Below are 23,185 nucleotides of genomic sequence, written 5' to 3' on the forward strand. Positions count from 1 at the left end.
CGAATAGTATGTTTTATAGTTAAATACCTTCACCTGCATCGTAAATTGATCGTTCCTCTTCACGCATTGTTCTCATTAAACTAATCGCACCAAGCGTTCCGATTATGACGCTTCCCATTATTACGATGGCATATAAATCTTTCTTCATAAATAACTGAATTAGACTATAAGAAATCGCTAATGAAAAAATAGGTGAAACAATCCAAATACACATAATTTTTTTGACGATATGTTTATGAAAAATTTGTTTTCCGCTTTTCGCCATTCCTATACCTATGATAGAGGAGGACGTTACTTGCGTTAACGGTACGGGTAATCCAAACAGCGAACTGATGCCGACAAGCAATGCACCTGTACTTGAAATTAGAATGCCCTCAGCTTTCTCGAAGCGTACAATCTTTTTCCCATTCGTTTCGAGTACGCGTTTTCCTAATAGCATCGCTCCTAGTGCAACAAATGCACCCCCAAGCCAAATGCCATTTGTGACAGTTATCATCCCAGCACCAACAAGTGGGCCAACTGCATTAGCAACATTGTTCATACCTGCTGAGAAGGCTTCAAAAAACCCTGCAAGCACGAGTAGCACTGTTAACAACGGATGGTTTGCCAAAAATCCCTTTCCTTGAAATTTATTTAGTACTTTACCAAATACGAGGGCAACGACAAATGCGATAAGTGGAACGAGTACCCAAAAGGACATAATGACAAGCAATGATTTGACATAGAGCACGCGATAGGCAATTCCTACACCGACTACTGCCCCTACGGTTACTTCACTTGTTGATAATGGAATGCCTAATAGATTGGCAAGAAACAATGAGCTTGTGGCAGAAATTAATATAATCATGACGATTTTCACAGTAATATACTCTTGTGGCATAATTCCTGAGCTTATAGTCTTTACGACTTCCCCACCACCTAGAATAGCGCCTGCAAAAACCCCTACTGCACAAATTAGTAATGCATGCCAAGCTTTTTTAATAGCCCCCGCTCCGTAGGCTACACCCATTGAAGCGGCTGCTCCACTTGCACCAATATTCATTGCAAAAAATAAACTAATGGCTATCGCAATATATTCCAACATAATTTAAACGCCCCTATTCATGTAGCCCACATTCAGTTTTAGCAGATCCTTGCCATCTGCCTGCGCGTAGGTCATCCATTGTAAAGGCTGGTTGTGTACAATGTTCACAGCCAATGCTCGGATAGCCTTGATCGTGTAACGGATTGTAAGTTAAATCATGCTTTGAAACATAACGCCATACATCTTTCCACGACCAGTGAATGAGCGGACAAATTTTAATCGACTTAAATTTATCATCACGATTGATAAAATTCGTCTGCTGTCGTGTCGGCGATTGTTCCCTGCGCAAACCTGAAATCCAAGCTGTAGCCCCTGATAATGCTTCATGTAATGGCTTAATTTTTCGAATATCGCAGCACTTATTAGGGTTGGACTTCCATAATTCATCTCCATATTGAGCCTTTTGTTCATCAAGTGTAAGCTTGGGTTTTTGCAAGATTATATTGAGCTGTGGATATTTTTGCTTTACACGTTCAATTGTTTCATATGTTTCTTTAAAATGAACATCTGTGTCTAAAAAAACGATAGTAGCGTTTGGCTTAACCTTTGAGATGAGATCGATTAATACGATTCCCTCTATACCAAAGCTACAGGCATAAACGATGTCATCGCCATATTGTGCATAGCTCCATTGTAAAACCTCAAGTGCACCTTTAAAGGATTCATCCACTCCAAAATTAACCGTTGGCTCCTGCCAAGTTGCATATGTTAACATGTAATCCCCCTCGAAACATTTTCGGATATAGAAAAAGGCGTTTTAACAACCGACACAACAATTGCATTGTGCCTTCGTTAAAACGCCTCTAGTTTGACTAGCCAGCCTTTATGGATGATTGTAAACTAGTAATCTTGTACCTCATTTAGCAATCACACTTCTTATTACCAAATATATACTGAATTACACCTAGTAGTCAACTAGGTTTTCTAAAAAAACTAAACTTATTTCAGCAGTATCAATTTATCTTCCATTTGAATGTCACGCTCAGCATTTACAAATAATTCTATTCAAATAATTTGTCTTTTGCTACTCATGTCTGCACAATAGCTAATTATCTGAAAAAAAGAATTTTTTTTATAATTCCTTGTTGACTAATAGGAAATATATGTTTAATGTGGTACTAAGCTAATTAAAAACAAAAATGCTGATCAGAGGATCTGAAGGCCATCTACTCAAAATGCGTTTGTACACGTTTTTTGAGAGATGGTCTTTTGTGTTCTTTTGAGAAAAAGGGGAGATTTTTGATGAAAAAAAGAAAGCATATTTTTCAATCATTTGTACTCATATCTGGCTTAACTTTAATGTTAACAGGATGTAATAGCACATCCACAGACAACGATACAAGTACGGAAGACTCAAAAAAGTCAGTTGAGCTACTAAATGTTTCATATGATCCAACGCGTGAGCTTTATGATGAATTTAATAAAGACTTTATCGAAAAGTGGAAAAACGAAACAGGTCAAGATGTGAAGATACATCAATCGCATGGTGGCTCGGGTAAACAAGGGCGAGCGGTTATTGATGGTCAAGAAGCCGATGTTGTGACACTTGCACTAGCCTACGATATTGATGAAATCGCACAAGCTCGCGATCTGCTAAATAAAGACTGGCAAACAGAATTTGAAAATAATTCTACTCCCTACACTTCTACAATTGTTTTTTTAGTACGAAAAGGCAATCCCAAAGCAATAGAAGACTGGAAAGATTTAATAAAAGATGATGTATCAGTCATCACACCAAACCCAAAAACTTCAGGCGGTGCAAGATGGAATTACTTAGCTGCCTGGGGTTATGCTGCAAAGTTGTATAACAATGATGAGAAGCAAATAAAGGATTTCATGAAGGCATTGTATAGCAATGTAGAGGTACTTGATTCTGGGGCTCGCGGCGCAACGACGACGTTTGTTGAACGGAAAATAGGTGATGTGTTAATTGCTTGGGAAAATGAAGCTTATTTATCACGCAATGAATTAGGGGAAGATGAATTTGAAATCGTTACACCTTCATTGAGTATTTTAGCAGAGCCTCCTGTTGCAATTGTTGACAAAATTGTAGATAAAAAAGGGACGCGCAAAGTGGCAGAAGCATACTTACAACATTTATATAGCGATCTTGGCCAAGAAATTGCTGCAAAAAACTACTATCGACCACGCAACGAAGAAATATTAGCAAAATACCAAGATCAATTTCCAAAGCTTGAGCTCATTTCAATTGAAGACTTTGGCGGTTGGGCAGAAGCACAGTCGAAGCATTTTAAAGACGGTGGCACCTTTGATGAAATTTACGTTCCACAATAAGGAGGCATAAGATGAGTAGCCTAACATTAAAAAAGAAGCCGGCACGTGTTATTCCCGGCTTCCATCTTTCTCTTGGTTATACGATGCTATACGTTAGTTTGCTTGTGCTATTGCCTTTAGCAATGATTTTTATTCAGACGATGTCCTTGAGTTGGGCTGAATTTGTGACAATTATAACCGATCCTCGTGCAGTTGCCTCCTATAAGCTCAGTTTCGGCACAGCACTAGCCGCTGGTTTACTTAATGTTGTCTTTGGCACCATTATCGCTTGGGTACTCGTGCGCTACCATTTTCCGTTTAAGCGCATCATCGACGGTCTTGTAGATTTACCATTTGCTTTACCTACAGCAGTAGCAGGAATTGCTTTAACATCTCTTTATGCCCCAAATGGTTGGATAGGTCAATTTTTCGATTTTAAAATCGCCTTTACACCACTTGGTATCATAATTGCACTAACCTTTATTGGACTTCCATTTGTAGTGCGCACCGTGCAACCTGTTTTACAAAACATTAGTACGGAAGTCGAAGAGGCATCAGCAAGTCTTGGAGCAACAAGGCTCCAAACAGTCATGAAAATTATTTTCCCCGAACTAGCACCTGCCATTTTAACAGGCTTTTCGTTAGCTTTTGCACGTGCCCTAGGGGAATATGGATCAGTTGTCTTTATTGCTGGGAATATGCCGATGAAGACGGAAATCACACCGTTAATCATTATGACAAAGCTTGAACAATATGACTACGCAGGCGCAACGTCTATTGCTGCCGTCATGCTGATTACATCATTTGTCTTATTGTTCACCATTAACTTAATACAGTGGCTGGCAAATCGTCGCTTTGTACATTAGGAGGTATTTATGGATCAGTCTACGGTAATCGAACCTATTGCTCCTGAATCACACATTGCAACGGCAAAGCCCGCTGCCCTACAGGAGCCGCGCATTGTTCGTTATGTATTAACATTTATTGCGCTTGCTTTTTTAGCCTGTTTTATCGTTCTTCCACTCGTATCAATTTTTATAACAGCCTTTCAAAAAGGAGCAGATGTCTATTTTGAGGCAATTACTCATCCAGATGCATTAGCTGCTATAAAACTAACCTTAACAGTAGTGGCAATCGCAGTTCCTTTAAATGCAATCTTCGGCATTATGGCAGCTTGGACACTGACGAAATTTAACTACAAGGGGAAAAATCTATTACTTACAGTGATTGACCTACCTTTTGCTGTGTCACCAGTTATTGCAGGTTTAGTGTTTATATTGCTATTCGGTGCACAAGGACTGTTTGGGAACTGGCTATTTGCCAATGATATTAAAATCGTTTTTGCTTTGCCGGGCATTGTGCTTGCTACCATTTTTGTCACATTGCCCTTTGTAGCAAGAGAGCTCGTGCCATTAATGCAGGCACAAGGGACATCGGAAGAAGAAGCCTCTATTTCTCTCGGTGCTAATGGCTTTAAAACCTTTTGGTTTGTTACATTACCCAATATTAAATGGGGATTATTTTATGGTTTGATATTATGTAATGCTCGTGCAATTGGCGAATTCGGAGCTGTTTCTGTTGTATCGGGTCATATTCGGGGCATGACGAATACAATGCCGCTTCATATCGAAATTTTATACAATGAGTATCAATTTTCAGCAGCCTTTGCTGTTGCGTCATTGATGAGTGTGCTAGCCATTATTACGCTTATTATAAAAGATATTGTTGCTTGGAAATCAAAATCAGTTTAAAGGGGGTATACTTGCTTGAGTATACAAATACAAAATGTATCAAAGAAATTCGGTTCCTTTCAAGCACTACAAGATGTATCCATCGATATCCAATCTGGTGAATTGGTAGCACTGCTCGGTCCTTCTGGCTCTGGTAAAACGTCACTACTTCGTGTGATTGCAGGACTTGAGGCCTCCGATATTGGCGAAATTTTATTTGACGGCCAAACGATTACTAATCGTCATCCAAAGGAACGCAACGTAGGCTTTGTTTTCCAACACTATGCGCTTTTTCGCCATATGACTGTTTTTGATAATGTTGCCTATGGGCTGAAAGTACGGCCACGTAAAACAAGACCATCCAAAGCAGAAATAACTGATAAAGTAATGACATTACTGCGACTTGTTAAACTAGACAATTTCTCGGATCGTTTTCCAACTCAGCTATCTGGTGGGCAACGTCAACGTGTTGCACTCGCTCGCGCACTCGCTGTCGAACCTAAAGTACTTTTATTAGATGAACCATTCGGTGCACTTGATGCTAAAGTGCGTAAGGAATTAAGGCGTTGGTTGCGAAAGCTACATGATGATTTTCAAATAACGAGTATTTTTGTGACGCATGACCAAGAGGAAGCGCTTGATGTTGCTGATCGAATTGTCGTGATGAACAACGGTAAAATTGAGCAAATTGGCAGTCCAGATGAAGTTTACACCCACCCTAAAAGTCCATTTGTCTATGATTTCTTAGGTAATGTCAACCTCTTCAAAGGGCGTTTACATAACGGAAAGCTGACACATGGAGAATTTGCCATTGATGTGCCAGACACGCATGCTCATACGCAGGATGATGCTGTAGGCTACGTTCGACCACACGATATACAAATTGAAAAAACAGCGGTGTCAGGCACTGTTCCTGCTCACATAAGCCATATACATTTGTTAGGACCAATTGTACAAATCGAACTGCGCCGTCTTGATATTGATGAATTTTTAGAGGCAGAGCTGACAAAAGATCAATTTACAAATCTTCAACTAAAAGTAGGCGATCATGTATTTGTACGACCAAAGCAATTAAAAGTATTTATCCCAGATGATTTTTCTATTTAAAAAACAAGACTCGGTCAAATTTTATGAAAAGATACAAATATATTCGCTACTTATCGCTATTTAATTATGTTAAAACTTAGCAATTCTTTCTTTTGCAAGAATAATAAATTAGCAGCGAGTACTAGTTGTTGGTTGCGAAGGCGGTGACTCCTGCGGGAACGCACGCAACGTAAGACGCAACATGCCGCGCGTTAGCGAGGGTTGCGGCTTACGTGTGTGCCCGCGGAAAGCACCGCCGTAGCAGACAACAACGGCATAGCTAAATAGTGGTAAATTGTCTTGGATCAGCAATTCTTTCTTTTGCAAGAATAATAATTTAGCAGAGAGTACTAGTTGTTGGTTGCGAAGGCGGTGACTCCTGCGGGAACGCACGCAACGTAAGACGCAACAAACCGCGCGTAGCGAGGGTTGCGGCTTACGTGTGTGCCCGCGGAAAGCACCGCCGTAGCAGACAACAACGGCATAGCATAAAAAGTGTTAGATTGATGGCGTCAATCTAACACTTTTTCTACTTTATATATATTTTAGTTATGAAATTCACGTCCATCAAAGACTGCTGTTACATAGCCCGCACGAATAACAAAGTCTCCGAAATGCTCACCCTCTATACGGTCCTTTGCAAAATGCAAAAGAATTGGACGTAACTCCGCTAAAATTTCTTCTTCCCCTATATTTTCACGATAAATTTTATTCAAACGATTACCTGTAAAGCTAGCGCCAAGATACATATTGTACTTTCCTGGACCTTTGCCGATAAAGCCTATTTCCCCCATTGCTGCACGTGAGCAGCCATTTGGACAACCAGACATACGAATAACAATTTCTGTTTCATGTAAACCAGCTTCATCTATAATCGTGTCAATTTTCGTAATAAGTGAAGGTAAATAACGCTCTGCCTCTGCCATTGCTAAACCACAAGTAGGTAACGATACACAAGCAATTGAATTGCGGCGCAGTGCTGAGTAATGTGCGCCATCTGTAAGCTTATACTGCTCAATAAGCGTAGCTATTTGCTTCTTCTTCTGTTGCGATACATTACTAATCATTAAGTTTTGATTTGGTGTTAAACGAAAATCTCCAGTATGCACTTTAGCAATTTCTCGTAAACCAGTTAACAGCTCGTAATCCTCAAAATCTTTAATACGCCCATTTTGAATAAATAATGTGTAATGCCATTTGCCATCAGCACCTTTAATCCATCCAAATTCATCACCAGTACGTTCAAATGTAAATGGACGTTCCTCTTGCAGTTCCCATCCTAAACGACGATGTAATTCTGCTATAAACCAGTCGAGTCCTCGCGCATCAATTGTATATTTAAAACGTGCATTTTTACGAACTGAACGATTACCATAATCACGCTGAATCGTAATAATTTTCTCCGCCGTTTCAAGCAATTTGTCAGGTGTAATAAAGCCAATAATACGAGCAAGCTGCGGATATGTTTCATGGTCACCATGTGACATCCCCATACCTCCTCCAACAGCTACGTTAAAGCCTACTAGCAGGTCTTCTTCAATGATTGCGATAAAACCAATATCTTGGGAATAAACATCGACATCATTGCTTGGTGGAATCGCCATCCCAATTTTAAATTTACGCGGTAAATATTGTGCACCGTAAATAGGCTCGATTTCTTCCTCTTGGCTATCTACTACTTTTTCGCCATCAAGCCATAGCTCGTGATAGGCACGTGTTCTTGGCAATAAATGCTCACTTAACTTTGCTGACCAATTGTAAATTTCCTCGTGTAATGCCGATTGGTTCGGATTGACATTACACATCACATTTCGATTCACATCTCCACATGCTGCGAGTGAATCTAACAGTACGTCATTAATTTCTTGCATATATTTTTTAACATTCCATTTCAATATGCCATGTACTTGAAATGCCTGACGTGTCGTTAATTTTAATGAACCATTGCCGTATTTTCTAGCCATCTCATCCATCACAAGCCACTGTGCAGGTGTTGCAGCCCCACCAGGTGTTCGTACCCTCACCATAAACTGATACGCTGGTTCTAGTTTTTGACGCTGCCGTTCATTTCGCAAATCTCTGTCATCCTGTAAGTAACTTCCGTGGAATTTCATTAATCTATTGTCATCCTCAGGAATTCCTGAGCTTAATGGATCGTTCATAGTCCGTTCAAGTGTCCCACGTAAGTAATTACTATCGCTTTTAATCCGCTCTACATCACTAGGTGTCCCAGGTTGTGGAGGTAAAATAATTTTTCCAGTCATCTTTTTCGCTCCTTTACTAATAAATGTCACGTTGGTAGCGCTTTTGCTGTTTCAAATCATTGATATAAGCTTTCGCTTCCTCAGGTGTTTTGTTTCCTTGCTGCTCAATAATTTGACGGATTGTTTGATCAACATCAGCTGCCATTGATTTTTCATCGCCACATACGTAGATAATAGCCCCTTGCTCAAGCCATTCATAAAATGCTTGTGCCTTTTCCTTGATTTTATGTTGGACATATATTTTTTTATCTGTATCACGAGAAAAGGCTATATCCATTTGAGCTAATGTTCCTGAAGCAAGCCAACGCTGCCAATCTGTTTGATAAAGGAAATCAGTCACAAAATGCTGATCGCCAAAAATTAACCAAGATTTTCCTGATATACCTAATTCCTCTCGCTCCTCTAAAAATGCACGATACGGCGCAACTCCTGTACCAGCGCCAATCATAATAATCGGTGTGTCCGCTTGTTCGGGCAATCTAAAGTTAGGATTTTTATGAACATAAATCGGCAATGTATCACCAATCTTGACGTGCCCTGCAACACTACCAGAGCACACCCCAAAACGCACTCGGCCATTCGTTTCATAGCTTACTTTTCCTATTGTTAAATGGACCTCATCACTATTTGCCAATTGGCTACTCGCGATGGAGTAAAGTCTAGCTGGTATTTTGCGAAGAACGTCAACAAACTGTTGTGCATTCCAAGTAAATGGAGCAAAATCTTCAGCGATATCTAGTAAATCTCTTCCTCTTGCATAGTCCTTCCAAGCTGTAGAACTTTCACATAGCGTTGCAAATTCCTTATGCACCGTATATGCGCTTATTTTTTGTAGAAGAGGCTTTGATAAAACCGTAATTTCTAACTTTTTCTGAAGCGCATCTTTTAATTGCATTGCTTCATCAAATACTGTTACTTGTGCCTGGGGATTAAACTGTAAGGCTGTTATTAACGCATGCACTAATGTTTCATTATTTTCCGGAAGAATACCAATGCTATCTCCAGGCTGAAAATGAAAATTCGCTCCTTCAATCGATAACTCGATATGACGCGTTTCTTTATTAGAACCACGACCATTTAAATTGATGTTTTCCAATACTTCAGCATCATACGGATTTTTACGGGAATATGTAGCATCTCCTTCTAATATTTGCGTTTGCTCCGTTTTAATCGCTGTATCTGTATGCTGTAATAATGCCTGTTGAACATCCGTAAACCATTTGGCAGCAGGTTCATCGAAATCAACATCACAGTCTGTTCGTGGAACGATACGAGTTGCGCCTAACTTTTCAAATTGCGCGTCAAAATCCTGACCTGTTTTACAGAAAAATTCATATGAGCTATCTCCTAATGCCAATACGGAAAAGTGCAGATGCTCTAGTTTGGGTGCACGTTTACTGTGTAAAAATTCATAAAATTGAATTGCTTGATCGGGTGGTTCCCCTTCACCATGCGTACTTACTACGAGCAATAGATTCGTTATTTTCTTTAAATTATTCGGCTTAAACTTCGCTAAAGATGTGACTGTCACCTCAACATCGTTGGCTTTTAATGCAGCTGCATATTTTTCTGCTAAGCCTTGGCTATTTCCTGTTTGTGAACCATATAATAGTGTTACTGTTTTCGTTGTTGGGACAACCGACAATTTTGCTTCTTCTACTACGCTTGTATCAATGGTTGCTAGTGGCGCACTTAAGTATCCATTTAACCAAATTTTTTGTTCGCCTGTTAAATTAGGTAGAAGCTCATTTAAAAGTTTCACCTGCTCCTCATTAAAAGGACTGTTAATTACTTGCAGTTTCAAACTATGCCACCTCACGTATAATTTAAAATTATCTAAGTCGTATTTTTTCTTTCTTTTCAATTTGTACAACGTAAAAATTTTGTACAATTAAAGTAATCGAACCATGGCTAACTGTATTTAAAATTTGTCGGACATTATCTAATGCTAGATTAATATTTTCGTTTCTCTTATCTACCATTACGAAAAACACCCTTCCTCCAAATAATTTAGTTGTACTAATTGAACGATACGTTCCACTAATACTTTCCTTACATTGTCGTCATAGCCCAAGCTATTACATAAAATCATGTTGTTTTCCTCATACCCTTGCAATTGCTGGGCAATACTTTGACGTAAAATGCCAGTAAACAATAAATACGGCACGATAAATACACGATGATTGAATTGTTGCCTTTGCTTTATCCACCCTTCCAAACTAGGACCCGCTCCGTATAAAAAGCACGTATCGACTGCTACATAACCATATTTTTCACGTAATCTTAACGCAATTTTTGCTAGATCCTCTCTAACTGCTGGATCACTACTGCCACGACCAATGAGTAATACGCTTGCATTGCTAGCATACAGCTCTGTTTCTAAAATTCGCGTTTGTAGTGTGTCAATTAATAGCTCATGTACTCCAAGTGGCTCTCCGTATGTAAAGCGTACTGTTGAGTATCGTTTTTTTGCCTTTTCAATCTCCTGAGGGATATCCTGCTTTGCATGCTGAGCAGCTAACAAAAGAATTGGCATAATTGCAATGGCTGTAGCCCCTTGGCGTACGCAATTTTCTATACCTTGTGCAATCGTTGGCTGGGCTAGCTCTAAAAAACAAATTTCCTGAATCGGTAAATCAATGTCCTGTTGCACACGTTGTAAAAATGCAACTGCTTGCTCCACACCAGCCTTTACACGACTACCATGTGCCACATATAAAATAGCCTGCATCAAAACACTTCCCTATACTGAAATTTCTTTTAAAGGCATTTCAGGACAAGTCTCCTCAAACCATTGGATTTTTTCCCGTAATGTCACCACTTCACCAATTACAATCATGCTTGGATTTTGAATATTTTCTTGCTGTGCCACATTCACAATATTCCCTAATGTTCCAATGACAGTTTTTTGTTGCTGACATGTTCCCCAATGAATAAGTGCGACAGGCGTTTGCTCATCACGTCCGTATTTCATTAACTGCTGTTGGATATACGGTAAATTTCCAACCCCCATATAAATCGCAAGCGTATCTATTCCTTTAGCAAGACTTTCCCATTGAATAGCATCATCTTTTCCCTCTCGCATATGTCCAGTGACCATTGCGAAGCTTGAACTTAAATCCCGATGTGTAACAGGAATACCCGCATAAGCTGGCGCGGCTATACCAGAGGTAATTCCAGGTACGATTTCAAATGGTATATGATGTTGTGCAAGCACTTCTGCCTCCTCAGCACCTCTACCAAAAACGAATGGGTCACCTCCTTTTAACCTTGTGACAATAAAGCCTTGCTGTGCATAGCTTACGAGGGAATGATTAATATGATCCTGAATCATGGCATGTCGATTTGGTAACTTTCCACAAAATATCAACTTAGCACTTTTTTTCGCATACGCTAATAAGTCCTTATTAATCAGTCTGTCGTATAGGATGACATCAGCCTGTTCAATGCAGCGTAATCCTCTTAGTGTAATCAAATCAATATCCCCCGGACCTGCTCCAACAATGTACACCTTCCCCATGTCATGTCACTCCTTTCTATAGATAAAAAAAGAGACTCATACTATTCATAGGCAAAGCAATGCCTGTGAATAATAAGAGCCTCTAGTTTGCTAGTCAGCTTCCATTTTCAATTCTTAGTAATATAATAAGGATAATAAACAATTTAGTATATTCTGTCAACAGTTGTTTTATTCATTTTAAAAATGCTAGACGTTAAAACAGAGCAATAAAAGTGAACAATGCAAAAAAAAATATGCGAGGAGCGTGTACTCCTAGCATACTTTTTATTTTTGGGTCAAGCCACAAGCTGAGCTTTTGCTCAATCATAGAAATCAAATTAGTATGGTCTATACCGTGGATATGGTCGTCTACGTGGTCCGTAATATGGACCTGGTGGATATGGACGATAGTTAGGATAATTCGGGTAGTATGGATATTGGTTAAATTGTGACCCAAGAAAACCCCCTAATAACCCTCCAAAAAATGGTGCACCTATTGGCCAAAAGAAGCCACCGCCACCAAAGCCTCCTGGATAACCTCCGAAATTCCGCATAGGCTCCCTCCCTTCTTCTCTATCGTATGAAGGGAGATACATACCCCGCGAGTCCTTTGCCTACTCTATTTTTCTTCACCTAAACGTTGCACAAAGTTTGCTAATGTACGCACCATGACACCCGTACCACCTTTTGGTCCTAAATCATGTGCGGCTACTGTATCCGATGTACCTGCAATATCTAAATGAATCCAAGGTAAATTACCAACAAATTCGCCTACGAAGCCACCACCGAAAATCATATGACCATCGCGACCAGGAGAGTTATTCAAATCGGCAACATCTGATTTACGAATCCGTTTTTTATCACTTTCTGTTAATGGCATACGCCATACAAACTCATCTGTCTCTTGTGCTGCTTCCATGAAACTAGCATAGAATTCATCATCATTAGAAAGTGCACCCGTTTTATCTAGGCCAAGCGCTGTAATAACACCACCAGTTAAAGTAGCAACATCAATTAGTGCTGTTGCTCCTTGTTGTTTAGCATATGTAGTAGCATCTGCCAAAACTAAACGTCCTTCAGCATCAGTATTTAAAATCTCAACCGTTTTACCACTATACGTTGTAATTACATCATCAGGTTTAAAGGCTGTATCAGAAACCATATTATCAGTAGAGCCAATAACTGCAACTACGTTTTTATTAGGGCGTAATTCACCGATAATTTTCATAGCACCAAGCACTGCTGCTGCACCGCCCATATCGCCCTTCATACCAACCATAGAATCTTTAGGTTTTAATGAATAACCACCCGTATCATACGTAACGCCTTTACCAACAAGACCAATTGGATCAGCGAAGTCTTCTGTAGCTTTATATTTTAATGTGATTAAACGAGGTTCCTCATATGAGCCTTGATTGACACTTAAAATACCGCCCATACCAAGTTCCTCTAGTTGTGCTTTATCTAAAATTTCCACTTCAAAATCATAGTCAATTGCAAGGGACTGTGCATAATTTGCTAAGTCTGTTGCAGTTAATAGATTTGGTGGTAGATTAATTAAGCTACGTGCTTCGTTAACCGCATCTGCATAAATGATACCGACTTCAAAGCTAGCCACAACTTCATCTAAATCCTCAGCAGTAGTCACTAAATTTACTGCTTCAATACGTTTATCTACTTCATTTGAAGTTGTTTTATAATGAGGAATAGAATAATAGCCTAGCGTTGTTCCTTCACCCGCTAAAAATGCAACATCATCTACAGTTATTGCTTCTGTTGTAAATGATTCAAGCCAAATTGAATAGTCTTTTACTTTTAAAGCCTTAAGCTCTTTTCCGACTAACCCAAACGCAGCACGTAAGTCACCTTCTGTTAAGTTTTTACGCTCATCTAAGCCAACAAATAAAATACGTTTTAAATTGTCATGTTCCTTCACGAATGGCAATTTAGTAATGGATTTTAATTCAGTCGAAACATCACCTGCACTAAGCCAGACATTTAGTGATTCTCCATAAAATGCTGAAAAACTTGCCCAGTCTTGCATTTGTTCACGATGTTTTGTAACCCCTACAACTAATACTTCAGTAGAAATCGATTCAAATGTTTTTGCTTCTTTAACAATATGCATAATTATTCCTCCATTCAATATTTCTATTATACCTAACTTTCAAAAAAGCGCGTAATATTTAGCTATTCCTTCTTTTAGAAAATAATGAATGTTATAATAAAAGCAATTATAAGTGAAGGTTGTGATGATTTGGCGATACTTCAAAATACCCCTCTACTCGTCGCCCTCTTTTCTGTTCTCTTTGCACAGTTTGTAAAAATTCCTATACATTTTTTAATGACGAGACAAATAAAATGGGGCCTATTTACATCCACAGGAGGAATGCCTAGTTCTCACTCTGCTTCTGTTACGGGATTAACAACATCGATAGCGTATGAAACAGGTTTGGATTCACCTGTTTTTGCGATAGCCGCAATGTTTTCATTTATTGTTATGTATGATGCAAGTGGTGTTCGTTTCCAAGCAGGGCAACACGCAGTTGTATTAAATCAACTTCGCAAAGATTTTCAGACGTTGCTACGTGATATTAAAGATTGGCCACAGATGGATGGGCAGGAAAAAATGGAAGAGTTGAAAACTTTACTTGGTCATAAGCGTAGTGAGGTGTTCTTCGGAGCATTAACAGGCATCTTTATCGCTATCATAACCTATCAATTCATTCAATAAAAAAAGAGTTGGTTCATATCCTCGAACCAGCTCCTTTTATATATCCATTTTGTCTTTCTAAAGTTAAAACATCCGATATCCACTTTTTCTTAAATAAATCATAACAATTCCTGCTACAATTGCTCCTGCAAAGCCACCGGATAAAATCGAAATATCTACTACTTGTAGTGCTTGCAATTTATCTAACAGCGCTGGAAAGGCTGAACCAGGTTTAAAAATATAATCTAAAAAGCTTACATCATCAACAATAAAGACAACTACAATTGGATATACAACTGCCATTAACCAAGTCATCCGCAGTAACATATTCAATAGAAATCCGATACCAAAAAACATGACGAAAAATAACACAATTGAAATGATTAACTGCACGATTGAAACTGAACCACCCATGTATGTATAACCTCCGTTTTCCTCTCATTAGTTTACATGATTATGAGAGTGCTTTCAATGAACATATCCTTCATTTCGCATGTTCGTCATATTTTAGTAAAAAATCAACTTCTAGTAAAAGCGTCCCACTATTATTCACCATATTATTTTTTAAAAAATAGTCGATAGGAGGAGTAACCAAACACGTCACCTGGATTGATACCATCAATTGCATCTAATTGATGCTGTTCAAATTGATTAGACACCATTTCCTTTAACATTACAGATGTCATTTCATCCTGTGCCAGCTCACTGGGATACAGCCATTTGGCCTCTAATATTTCATTTTCTTGAATAAAGAGCTGTTGTTGTTCATCCTTCATCTTGCAATAAAAAATAGCCATATTGTCACTAATTTCTCCGCGAATAACACCTGTACGAAAGCCGATTAAGCCCGAAACATAACAATCAATGCCCGTTTCTTCTTTCAATTCTCGAACAACTGCCTCATCAACTGTTTCTCCTGCATTAACAAAACCAGCTGGTAATGACCATCGTCCTTTTAAACCACTATAGGCTTTTTTTACAACGAGCCATTGGCCTATCTCATTGACAGTGCAACCCGCAACGCCTAACCAAACTTTGCCACGATCTTTTTTCATATCCAATCACCTCTATGTCCATATTATAGCTTTTTCATTTCTATACTTAGAAGCAATAATTTATAAAAAAAGGGGTACATAGATAGGAAAAGATGAATTCAAATAACTGTAGATGACTACTATTACAGTTGATTTCCACTTTGGACGGACGCTTTCCGCGGGCACATCGTAAGCCGCAACCCTCGCTAGCACGGGAGGTTCCTGCGACTTACGCATTGTGCTTTCCCGCAGGAGTCGCCACCCTCCGCTCCAATCAACTAGTATCGCATTCTAATTGTTTGAGTGCCTGACACCTAGTAATCACACTTAGTAATCGGCTGGCTCTATATCGCTAAAATTCACTACGCTTTCAACCGGCACGTCGTAAGGCACTGCTTGCTGTTGCGCGGTTTGTTGCGTATTACGTTCTGTACGTTCCCGCATGAAGTCTCCGCCCTCCGCTCCAATCAACTGGATAGGCAATAAAAAAGACAAAAGGAATCAAGAATAAACTTCTTGATTCCTTTTGTCGACAATTTGAAGAATTAAGTACTAGTAGGTGTTCATTTAAAACTACCCGCTCTTACGCCTCTAACTGCTCAATACTCCAATTAAGTTGTAATATATTTTTTAATTTCGTTACTGATTCTTCTCCAATTGTACGAACCAATTGCTGTTCAATTTCCGCTTTGTTACGTTCGTTTTGTTCATAGCAAACTTCACCGAAATTCGTCATTCGGATCACTTTGTGTTTTTTACTATGCTCAGCATTGCTCACCTCTACCAAGCCTTTTGCTTCTAAACTTTTAATAAATTTGTGAGTAGCCTGACGGGAAAAATCGACAACTTTCGTTACCTCTGAAATAGTAGGTTGGTTTTTATATATTTTACTTAAAATATGCCATTCTGAGTTAGATATATGGATTGTATTATATTTATTCCATTTCTCTTCAGCAAGTCGTCGAAGTATTTCATGACGTTCGCTCAACAAATCAATGACATCTCGATTTTGCAATTCGTCCTTCAACTCGTTCACCTTCATTCCATAATTTCGTAATTACTATACAAAAAAACGACCCAGTCGTCAACTAAGTTGACAAAAGTTCTTTTATTGTTTACAATTAATTTAGTCAACTTAGTTGACAATGATGTTTGATGGAGGGATTATACATGTACAATGTTGGCGATGTAGTCATTTATTCATCACATGGACTTTGTTCAGTTGAAGATATTTGTGAACAAACCTTTAGCGACATTACTAAAACTTACTACGTTTTACAACCACTAAACGATTCAAAATTAACAATTCGTACTCCTATCGATAATGCAAAAAAACAGCTTAGAGATATTATTAAAAAAGATGATGCCATTAGAATTTTAAGTTCATTTACGTCTCCCGGTATTGAATGGATTGAACAAAACACACATCGGATGAGATTTCACGTAGAAATTATTAAAACAGGTGATCGACAAAAACAGGCGAACCTTTTAAATACATTGCTACGCAAAAAGTTTGAATATGAAGCAAACGAAAAAAAATTCCCAAATCAAGAAGAAAAATTATTGCACTCTTTACAAGAAACTATATTTTCCGAATTCTCTATTGCACTCGATAAACCTTCAGAAGAAATTTATGAAGATGTATTAGCTAAACTTAGCTAAACATTCCTTAAAGGTACATAAAGAAGCCCACAATTAAGAAGATAATCGAGGCTTCTTTTTTTTCGTACTAATTGTACCTACCTTTTTACCTCAATTAAAAACTTTCTCCTTTTTCGTTAATCTATCTTCAAGTATACCAATTAAACCACCTTCACTTTAATTTCAATAAATTATGTATAGAACAATAAGTTGAACAATTAATAACTGCTATTAAACTATTTATTAATTTTACACTAAATTGTAAAATTAAGTTTATTGATACAAAAACAAGAGATTAAAAACAAAAACGGTATGTTATATCAACAAGCATATTGGAACATCCTTCTTCTTATAGAAATTATAGTGCGAAAGCATATTAATAGATGAAGGTGGTGCAACTGCAAGAACAGCTAATAGAGGAAAAACCCAAGACAAGAATGAGATCAAAAAAAATTTATTGGAATTATAGTGAAAGCACTGTATTATTCTCTTACTTGATAATGAAACAATTGAAATAAATGAACACCAATTAACTATTTCAATGTATACATACAATTAGAAAATGATAATGAATGGGAAAATAACAGAGGAAATTATTGATAGTTTAATCGAATACTCATGTATGAGCTTTTTGCTACAAATTTTTAAACATCTAAAACAAGGAGATTCCCTATAATGACTATCGTTTATTTTGTAAGACATGCGCATTCTGTCTATACAAATGATGAATATAATAGACCTTTATCTGAAAAAGGTTTTCTAGATGCTCAGAAGATCACACAACAATTTAAACAACTAGACGTTCATACTATTTACTCAAGCCCTTATAAAAGAGCGATTCAAACAATTGAAGGTATTGCGAACTTTAAGGGCTTACCCATTAAAATAATTGATGCATTAAAAGAGCGTACTTTAGGAATTACACTAGCTTATGATTTTCTACAAGCAATGGAACAAGTGTGGAAAATGATAATTATTCATTTGAAGGAGGAGAATCCAATATTGTTGCACAACAAAGAGCAATCGAAGTGTTCTTAACATTACTTGACCGTCATAAGGAAGAACAAATTGTCATCGGCACCCATGGAAATATTATGACGCTTCTATTGAATTACTTTGATAACAACATAGGATTCGCATTTTGGCAAGACCTACAAATGCCTGCAATTATTAGATGTGATTTTCAAAATAAAAAAATGATTGAAATTAAAATACTTCAATAGTTAAACGGCAATCATCCCCTTTATATAATTACAAACCATACCTAAAGGAAAAATAAAAAGGAAAAGAGGAGTATTCATGGTTGAAGTAAGAAAAGCCTTATCCAGTGAGGGTGACAAAATAGTAAGTGTAATGACAAATGCAGAAGAATCTGGTTTTATGTTATTTTCTCCGCAAGAAAGAGTAGTGAATACTGAAAAGTTCGCTAAATTCATTGATGTAACTCATAGTAATGAGAAATCAGGAGTTTTTGTTGCATGTGTAGAAGAAAGAATTATAGGTTATTTAATTGTCCAAAATGAAAAGCCTCAGCGTATAGCACATCGCGCAAATATAGTAATTGGCGTTCATAGTGAAAGCCGTGGCCAAGGTGTAGGAAAAGCTCTTTTTACGCATGTAATGGCATGGGCACAACAAGTGGGATTGCACCGACTAGATTTAACCGTTATAGCATCAAATGAAGTTGCCGTCCATTTATACACAAAAATGGGATTTGAAATTGAAGGAGTTAAAAGACACTCTTTATATATTAACGATCAATATGTAGATGAGTATTATATGTCTCTATTATTATAAACGGAGCGACTTCCCATTCTTTAAAGACGAATCGTTTATGCATACAACTAAAAAAGGCGGTTAATATATGGAGTATTTTAAATATCTTAGACATTATGTAGGTCATTAACCAATAATATTGCCAGGTTCGATTGTCATTATATTAAATGATAAAAATGAGTTATTGCTCCAAAAAAGAAATGATGGTACATGGGGCTTACCAGGAGGCTTAATGGATTTAGGAGAAAGCTTTGAAGAAGTAGCCAAAAGAGAAGTTTTCGAAGAAACCGGATTATTAGTCCACAACCTAAAATTACTGAATGTTTTCTCAGGATCAGAATACTATTTAAAAGTATCAAATGGTGATGAATTATATTCTGTAACAGCTGTTTATTACACAAAGGAATTTAGTGGCGAAATGCAGATCGACTACAACGAATCAGAAAGTCTTCAATTTTTTGCTTATACTAATTTACCTATAGACTTAACACAAATATATAGAAGTTTTATTGATTCATATATAGATATTATATTTACATAATTCGCTAATTAACTGATACTCAAAATGACTGATTACTTGCTTTCACTTGAAATCATCAAAAACCTAGATTATTTTGTCAAAAATCTCCCTTCTATTTACTAAAATACATAAAGAAAAGAGAGCCATTTTATTTAATATTATTGTGGAAGAAATCGACCACTAATTTTACAAATTCGGGCATCCTCAGAAAATACAGCGCTAGATCATTGCTCTTTCCACCTGGTCCTTTTAAAGTACGTCACTCCTTTTCAAAATCCATACAAAAAAGCCTCCCCAATTTGTGATGTTGTTGCAACATACAAATTAAAAAGGCTTAGTATCTACATTCCTTTTTTAACAATGCTACTTCAAAAGGTTTAATTAATCACAAACTTCAGGCGTACCTTCACGCTTTGCCGCTTTAAAGCTTGTGCCACAGCCGCAAGATGCGATTGCATTTGGGTTATCGATGGTGAAGCCACCGCCCATAAGCGATTGTTTATAGTCAATTTTTGTTCCCATTAAAATAGGCGCATCTTCGCGGGAAACAAGAATCGTTAAACCATATTGTACATCTTCAAAATCGTCTTCTTTTTTCTCTTTATCAAAATGCATTCCATACGATAGACCACTACATCCGCCACCATTAACAGCTACGCGTAAAAAAGAACCTTGCTCCTCATTATGCTCCATCATTTCATTAATATGAAAAACGGCTGCCTCAGTCACTTCTATTACTTGTTTTAAACTTGTCATCCCAATCACCTTCCTTCTTACTTATCATATCAATTTTGACTATTGTATGACAAACATTCAGCTTCAAGTAGATTATTAGCAAAAATTCCCGATTTATTCACTTAATTAGTATTTTTTATTCATGTACAAAACACATGAATTGGTATAATAGTTTTAATTACATCTATGAAAGAGGTATCAATTATGGAGATTTCACCATATTACGAAAAGAAAGTACAATGTCTTAATTGTAAAAAAGAATTTCCAACATTAAAAGTACGCTCTAAATTCATAAAAGTAGATCATACCGAAACTGATTTTCATCCGATTTATGCGGACGATGTTAATGCTCTTTACTACAACGTATTCGTTTGCGAGCATTGTGGCTTCTCCTTTACTGAAGACTTTTCAAAATATTTTGCGCCTGGCGTACAGGATGTTATTCAGACGCAAATTACAGAAAAATGGGTACATCATGATTTCAAAGGCGAGCGTACTATATTCCAAGCGATTCAAGCTTATAAATTAGCGTTTTTATGTGGCACTATTAAAAAGGAAAAATTCGTTGCTACAGCTGGCCTTACTTTACGTCTTGCATGGTTATATCGTGCATTAAAAAATGAAGGGCAAGAGCAACGATTTATGAAAATGTCACGTGATCTTTATATGGAATCTTATTCAAATGAGGATTATAGCTCAACTCAAATGTCAGATGTTCGCATTATGTATATGATTGCCGAATTATCTCGTCGTATCGGTGATGTTGAAAATGCGACACGCTTCTTTTCTAAAGTTATTGAGAAACAAAGCAATGGTGGCGAAGTAAAAATTATCGATATGGCAAAGGAGCAATGGACTCTTATTCGCGAAGAAAAAGAAAAAGCTCGACATGTGTAAAAAAAAGTTCTAGCCTGAATTATTCAGCTAGAACTTTTTATACGAAATGATTAGAAAACTTGCTCTACTTCAATGATACCTGGTACTTCTTCTAACAAAGCACGTTCGATACCTGCTTTTAGTGTAATCGTAGAACTAGGGCAACTACCGCATGCACCTAATAAACGTAATTTTACAACACCATCTTCTACGTCTACTAATTCACAGTCTCCACCGTCACGTAGTAAGAATGGGCGCAATTTATCTAATACTTCTTGAACTTGGTCGTTAATCGTTGCTTCTGCCATTTGTCTCGACTCCTTTCCTTATAATGATTATAATGTTAGCAACAGAAAAAATCCAATATAGAATCACGGGGGAGAATAAATACTATGGGTCAATCAAAACCAATTATTGAAATTTACGGAACAGCTGTGATTTGTGCTAGCTGTGTCAATGCACCTTCTTCAAAAGATACATATGAATGGTTACAAGCTGCCATTGATCGAAAATATCCAGACCAAGCCTATGATATTCGCTATGTCGATATTGAAGGTCCAATTGAGAATGATCGTGACCAGGACTATGCTACACGTATTCAAGAAGATGAATTTTTCTATCCACTTGTCCTAATCAATGATGAAGTAGTAGGAGAAGGCTATGTCCAATTAAAACCTGTCTTCACTGCACTTGAAAACCTTGGCTTTACACCAGACGAAACCGTTTAAAAAAAATAGGAAAGGGATTGTTCATAAGTTCTTTGAGCAATCCCTTTTTTATTATATATTAATGCTCTACGTCAAAAGAGCAACTTATTAATCGTTTTGATATTTATACATCCACAGTAATCCAGATTTCATTAAACGTGCAATACGGCCTGTAACAGTTGTATCAGCTAGGTATGCGAAGCCTTGTTTTTTACCTAATGAACCCATGAAACCTTTTAATTTAATATCTGGCATTTTTTCTGGTAAATGCTCACCTCTCCAACGCATGCGCAATACTTTGACGATATGCTCTGCCTGTTCTTCCGCTAATTGTGCACTTGGAGAAAAGTCTGAAGAAGCACAATCACCTACAACATATACATGCTCATCATCCAAAACATTAAAGTATTGTGTAACAATTGGACGACCTTGGCGATCCTTTTCAACATCCATATCGCGGACGATTTTAACAGGCTGTACCCCTGCAGTCCAAACTATGGCATCTAACGGAATTTCTTCTTCATGATTAAATATTTTACCAGGTTCTACTTTAGTAATATTAGAGTTTGCTATTACATCTACATTATGTTTAGTAAACCATGCTTTCACATATTTACTAAGCTTCTCAGGGAAGTCTTTTAAAATACGTGAACCTCGGTCAAATAATTTTACTTTTAAATCAGCACGACTTTCACGTAGTTCACTCGCTAACTCAATACCACTTAAACCAGCACCCACAATACCGACAGTAGAGCCTGCAGGTAAACCACATAACGCTTGGAATGTTGCACGTGATTTTGCCATCGTCTGAATGCTGTATGTGTACTCTTCTGCACCTGGTACACCATGATATTTATCTTCACAGCCTAGACCAATTACTAAATCATCATATTCAATACGTTGCCCATCTTCTAGAATGACTACTTTTTCTGCACGGTTAATGTCAACGGCCTCACCATATACAGCCGTTAAACGCTCGTGCTCTGGGAAGCTTACACGAATTTCTTTATCTGTCGATGTCCCTGCTGCTAATGCATAAAATTCTGTTTTTAAACTATGGAAAGGTGCTCTATCTACTAAAACGATTTCCGTGTCTAACGGTAAGTTGTTTGGTAAAAGTCGAAGCATGACACGCATATTGCCGTAGCCGCCACCTAAAAGTACTAATTTCCCCATAATAGTCTCCTTTAATGTATCTAATAATAATTGTTCACAAAGTATCCACAATTGAGTATAACCGATTGTG

The 23,185-nt window shown here is 37.6% G+C and carries 27 protein-coding genes; 12 read left to right on the forward strand and 15 right to left on the reverse strand.

Annotated features, from left to right (window positions below):
- Window positions 1-19: 19 nt before the first annotated feature.
- Together ACIP9C_RS17485 and ACIP9C_RS17490 are read right to left on the reverse strand one after the other, a co-directional pair.
- The gene (locus tag ACIP9C_RS17485) at window positions 20-1,081 is read right to left on the reverse strand and encodes a sulfate permease (RefSeq protein WP_401012933.1); all 1,062 of its coding nucleotides are present in this window, start codon (window positions 1,079-1,081) and stop codon (window positions 20-22) included.
- A 16-nt stretch (window positions 1,082-1,097) separates the two neighbouring features.
- Window positions 1,098-1,799 (reverse strand): phosphoadenylyl-sulfate reductase, encoded by a 702-nt coding sequence (locus tag ACIP9C_RS17490; protein WP_401012622.1) that lies wholly within the window; start codon window positions 1,797-1,799, stop codon window positions 1,098-1,100.
- A gap of 527 nt (window positions 1,800-2,326) precedes the next feature.
- On the opposite strand from ACIP9C_RS17490, the gene ACIP9C_RS17495 reads away from it, so the two are divergent.
- Genes ACIP9C_RS17495 through ACIP9C_RS17510 form a run of 4 tightly spaced genes read left to right on the forward strand, consistent with a single transcriptional unit; the run spans window position 2,327 to window position 6,195 of the window.
- Complete coding sequence (locus ACIP9C_RS17495; RefSeq protein WP_401012624.1) at window positions 2,327-3,379, forward strand: sulfate ABC transporter substrate-binding protein; 1,053 nt, start codon at window positions 2,327-2,329, stop codon at window positions 3,377-3,379.
- Window positions 3,380-3,390: 11 nt separating this feature from the next.
- Complete coding sequence (cysT, locus tag ACIP9C_RS17500; RefSeq protein ID WP_401012626.1) at window positions 3,391-4,224, forward strand: sulfate ABC transporter permease subunit CysT; 834 nt, start codon at window positions 3,391-3,393, stop codon at window positions 4,222-4,224.
- A 9-nt stretch (window positions 4,225-4,233) separates the two neighbouring features.
- Entirely contained in the window at window positions 4,234-5,109 is an 876-nt protein-coding gene (gene cysW, locus ACIP9C_RS17505; RefSeq protein WP_401012628.1) for a sulfate ABC transporter permease subunit CysW, read from the forward strand.
- Window positions 5,110-5,124: 15 nt separating this feature from the next.
- Window positions 5,125-6,195 carry a sulfate/molybdate ABC transporter ATP-binding protein gene (locus ACIP9C_RS17510; RefSeq protein ID WP_401012630.1) on the forward strand — a complete coding sequence of 357 codons (1,071 nt, stop codon included), beginning with the start codon at window positions 5,125-5,127 and terminating at the stop codon, window positions 6,193-6,195.
- Window positions 6,196-6,719: 524 nt separating this feature from the next.
- On the opposite strand, the gene cysI is transcribed toward ACIP9C_RS17510, so the two are convergent.
- The 7 genes from cysI to ACIP9C_RS17545 form a co-directional block, all read right to left on the reverse strand.
- Window positions 6,720-8,438, reverse strand: a complete 1,719-nt coding sequence (gene cysI, locus ACIP9C_RS17515; protein ID WP_401012632.1) for an assimilatory sulfite reductase (NADPH) hemoprotein subunit — start codon at window positions 8,436-8,438, stop codon at window positions 6,720-6,722.
- A 16-nt stretch (window positions 8,439-8,454) separates the two neighbouring features.
- Window positions 8,455-10,242, reverse strand: coding sequence for an assimilatory sulfite reductase (NADPH) flavoprotein subunit (locus ACIP9C_RS17520; protein ID WP_401012634.1), 1,788 nt, complete (start codon window positions 10,240-10,242; stop codon window positions 8,455-8,457).
- Between the two features lie 28 nt (window positions 10,243-10,270).
- Complete coding sequence (locus ACIP9C_RS17525) at window positions 10,271-10,420, reverse strand: DUF2292 domain-containing protein (RefSeq protein WP_401012636.1); 150 nt, start codon at window positions 10,418-10,420, stop codon at window positions 10,271-10,273.
- Entirely contained in the window at window positions 10,420-11,169 is a 750-nt protein-coding gene (locus ACIP9C_RS17530) for a sirohydrochlorin chelatase (protein ID WP_401012638.1), read from the reverse strand. The genes ACIP9C_RS17525 and ACIP9C_RS17530 overlap by 1 nt, the downstream gene beginning before the upstream one ends.
- A gap of 12 nt (window positions 11,170-11,181) precedes the next feature.
- The gene (gene cobA / locus ACIP9C_RS17535) at window positions 11,182-11,958 is read right to left on the reverse strand and encodes a uroporphyrinogen-III C-methyltransferase (protein WP_401012639.1); all 777 of its coding nucleotides are present in this window, start codon (window positions 11,956-11,958) and stop codon (window positions 11,182-11,184) included.
- 317 nt (window positions 11,959-12,275) lie between these two features.
- Window positions 12,276-12,491: a uroporphyrin-III methyltransferase gene (locus ACIP9C_RS17540; RefSeq protein ID WP_401012641.1), complete on the reverse strand. Its 216-nt coding sequence runs from the start codon at window positions 12,489-12,491 to the stop codon at window positions 12,276-12,278.
- Window positions 12,492-12,556: 65 nt separating this feature from the next.
- Complete coding sequence (locus ACIP9C_RS17545) at window positions 12,557-14,065, reverse strand: leucyl aminopeptidase (RefSeq protein WP_401012643.1); 1,509 nt, start codon at window positions 14,063-14,065, stop codon at window positions 12,557-12,559.
- 84 nt (window positions 14,066-14,149) lie between these two features.
- Here ACIP9C_RS17545 and ACIP9C_RS17550 point away from each other — a divergent pair, with 84 nt between their 5' ends.
- The gene (locus ACIP9C_RS17550; RefSeq protein ID WP_401012645.1) at window positions 14,150-14,671 is read left to right on the forward strand and encodes a divergent PAP2 family protein; all 522 of its coding nucleotides are present in this window, start codon (window positions 14,150-14,152) and stop codon (window positions 14,669-14,671) included.
- A gap of 63 nt (window positions 14,672-14,734) precedes the next feature.
- Here the strand turns inward: ACIP9C_RS17550 and ACIP9C_RS17555 are convergent, their stop codons facing one another.
- The 3 genes from ACIP9C_RS17555 to ACIP9C_RS17565 all read right to left on the reverse strand — a co-directional run bounded on the left by ACIP9C_RS17555 (window position 14,735) and on the right by ACIP9C_RS17565 (window position 16,720).
- The gene (locus tag ACIP9C_RS17555; protein WP_340822828.1) at window positions 14,735-15,064 is read right to left on the reverse strand and encodes a YuiB family protein; all 330 of its coding nucleotides are present in this window, start codon (window positions 15,062-15,064) and stop codon (window positions 14,735-14,737) included.
- A 143-nt stretch (window positions 15,065-15,207) separates the two neighbouring features.
- The gene (locus tag ACIP9C_RS17560; RefSeq protein WP_340822827.1) at window positions 15,208-15,705 is read right to left on the reverse strand and encodes an NUDIX hydrolase; all 498 of its coding nucleotides are present in this window, start codon (window positions 15,703-15,705) and stop codon (window positions 15,208-15,210) included.
- 562 nt (window positions 15,706-16,267) lie between these two features.
- The gene (locus tag ACIP9C_RS17565) at window positions 16,268-16,720 is read right to left on the reverse strand and encodes a MarR family winged helix-turn-helix transcriptional regulator (RefSeq protein ID WP_401012935.1); all 453 of its coding nucleotides are present in this window, start codon (window positions 16,718-16,720) and stop codon (window positions 16,268-16,270) included.
- Between the two features lie 134 nt (window positions 16,721-16,854).
- Here ACIP9C_RS17565 and ACIP9C_RS17570 point away from each other — a divergent pair, with 134 nt between their 5' ends.
- The 5 genes from ACIP9C_RS17570 (at window position 16,855) to ACIP9C_RS17590 (ending at window position 19,642) form a co-directional block, all read left to right on the forward strand.
- On the forward strand, window positions 16,855-17,346 hold the full coding sequence (locus tag ACIP9C_RS17570) for a CarD family transcriptional regulator (protein WP_401012646.1): 492 nt from the start codon (window positions 16,855-16,857) through the stop codon (window positions 17,344-17,346).
- A gap of 654 nt (window positions 17,347-18,000) precedes the next feature.
- Window positions 18,001-18,363 carry a histidine phosphatase family protein gene (locus ACIP9C_RS17575; protein WP_401012647.1) on the forward strand — a complete coding sequence of 121 codons (363 nt, stop codon included), beginning with the start codon at window positions 18,001-18,003 and terminating at the stop codon, window positions 18,361-18,363.
- Entirely contained in the window at window positions 18,354-18,548 is a 195-nt protein-coding gene (locus tag ACIP9C_RS17580) for a hypothetical protein (protein WP_401012649.1), read from the forward strand. The genes ACIP9C_RS17575 and ACIP9C_RS17580 overlap by 10 nt, the downstream gene beginning before the upstream one ends.
- A 76-nt stretch (window positions 18,549-18,624) precedes the next feature.
- Window positions 18,625-19,122 carry a GNAT family N-acetyltransferase gene (locus ACIP9C_RS17585; RefSeq protein WP_401012651.1) on the forward strand — a complete coding sequence of 166 codons (498 nt, stop codon included), beginning with the start codon at window positions 18,625-18,627 and terminating at the stop codon, window positions 19,120-19,122.
- Window positions 19,123-19,240: 118 nt separating this feature from the next.
- Window positions 19,241-19,642 carry an NUDIX hydrolase gene (locus ACIP9C_RS17590; RefSeq protein ID WP_401012653.1) on the forward strand — a complete coding sequence of 134 codons (402 nt, stop codon included), beginning with the start codon at window positions 19,241-19,243 and terminating at the stop codon, window positions 19,640-19,642.
- Between the two features lie 360 nt (window positions 19,643-20,002).
- Here ACIP9C_RS17590 and ACIP9C_RS17595 read toward each other — a convergent pair whose 3' ends face one another.
- Entirely contained in the window at window positions 20,003-20,377 is a 375-nt protein-coding gene (locus ACIP9C_RS17595; protein ID WP_401012655.1) for a HesB/IscA family protein, read from the reverse strand.
- Between the two features lie 183 nt (window positions 20,378-20,560).
- Here ACIP9C_RS17595 and ACIP9C_RS17600 point away from each other — a divergent pair, with 183 nt between their 5' ends.
- On the forward strand, window positions 20,561-21,253 hold the full coding sequence (locus tag ACIP9C_RS17600; protein WP_401012656.1) for a DUF2225 domain-containing protein: 693 nt from the start codon (window positions 20,561-20,563) through the stop codon (window positions 21,251-21,253).
- A 50-nt stretch (window positions 21,254-21,303) separates the two neighbouring features.
- Here ACIP9C_RS17600 and ACIP9C_RS17605 read toward each other — a convergent pair whose 3' ends face one another.
- Complete coding sequence (locus ACIP9C_RS17605; RefSeq protein ID WP_024364841.1) at window positions 21,304-21,540, reverse strand: NifU family protein; 237 nt, start codon at window positions 21,538-21,540, stop codon at window positions 21,304-21,306.
- Window positions 21,541-21,624: 84 nt separating this feature from the next.
- Here ACIP9C_RS17605 and ACIP9C_RS17610 point away from each other — a divergent pair, with 84 nt between their 5' ends.
- Entirely contained in the window at window positions 21,625-21,960 is a 336-nt protein-coding gene (locus ACIP9C_RS17610) for a YuzD family protein (protein WP_401012658.1), read from the forward strand.
- 87 nt (window positions 21,961-22,047) lie between these two features.
- Here ACIP9C_RS17610 and ACIP9C_RS17615 read toward each other — a convergent pair whose 3' ends face one another.
- Window positions 22,048-23,115 carry an NAD(P)/FAD-dependent oxidoreductase gene (locus tag ACIP9C_RS17615; protein ID WP_401012660.1) on the reverse strand — a complete coding sequence of 356 codons (1,068 nt, stop codon included), beginning with the start codon at window positions 23,113-23,115 and terminating at the stop codon, window positions 22,048-22,050.
- Window positions 23,116-23,185: the final 70 nt, after the last annotated feature.

Source organism: Lysinibacillus sp. NPDC093210, from assembly GCF_044753985.1.
Taxonomy (GTDB): Bacteria; Bacillota; Bacilli; order Bacillales_A; family Planococcaceae; genus Lysinibacillus.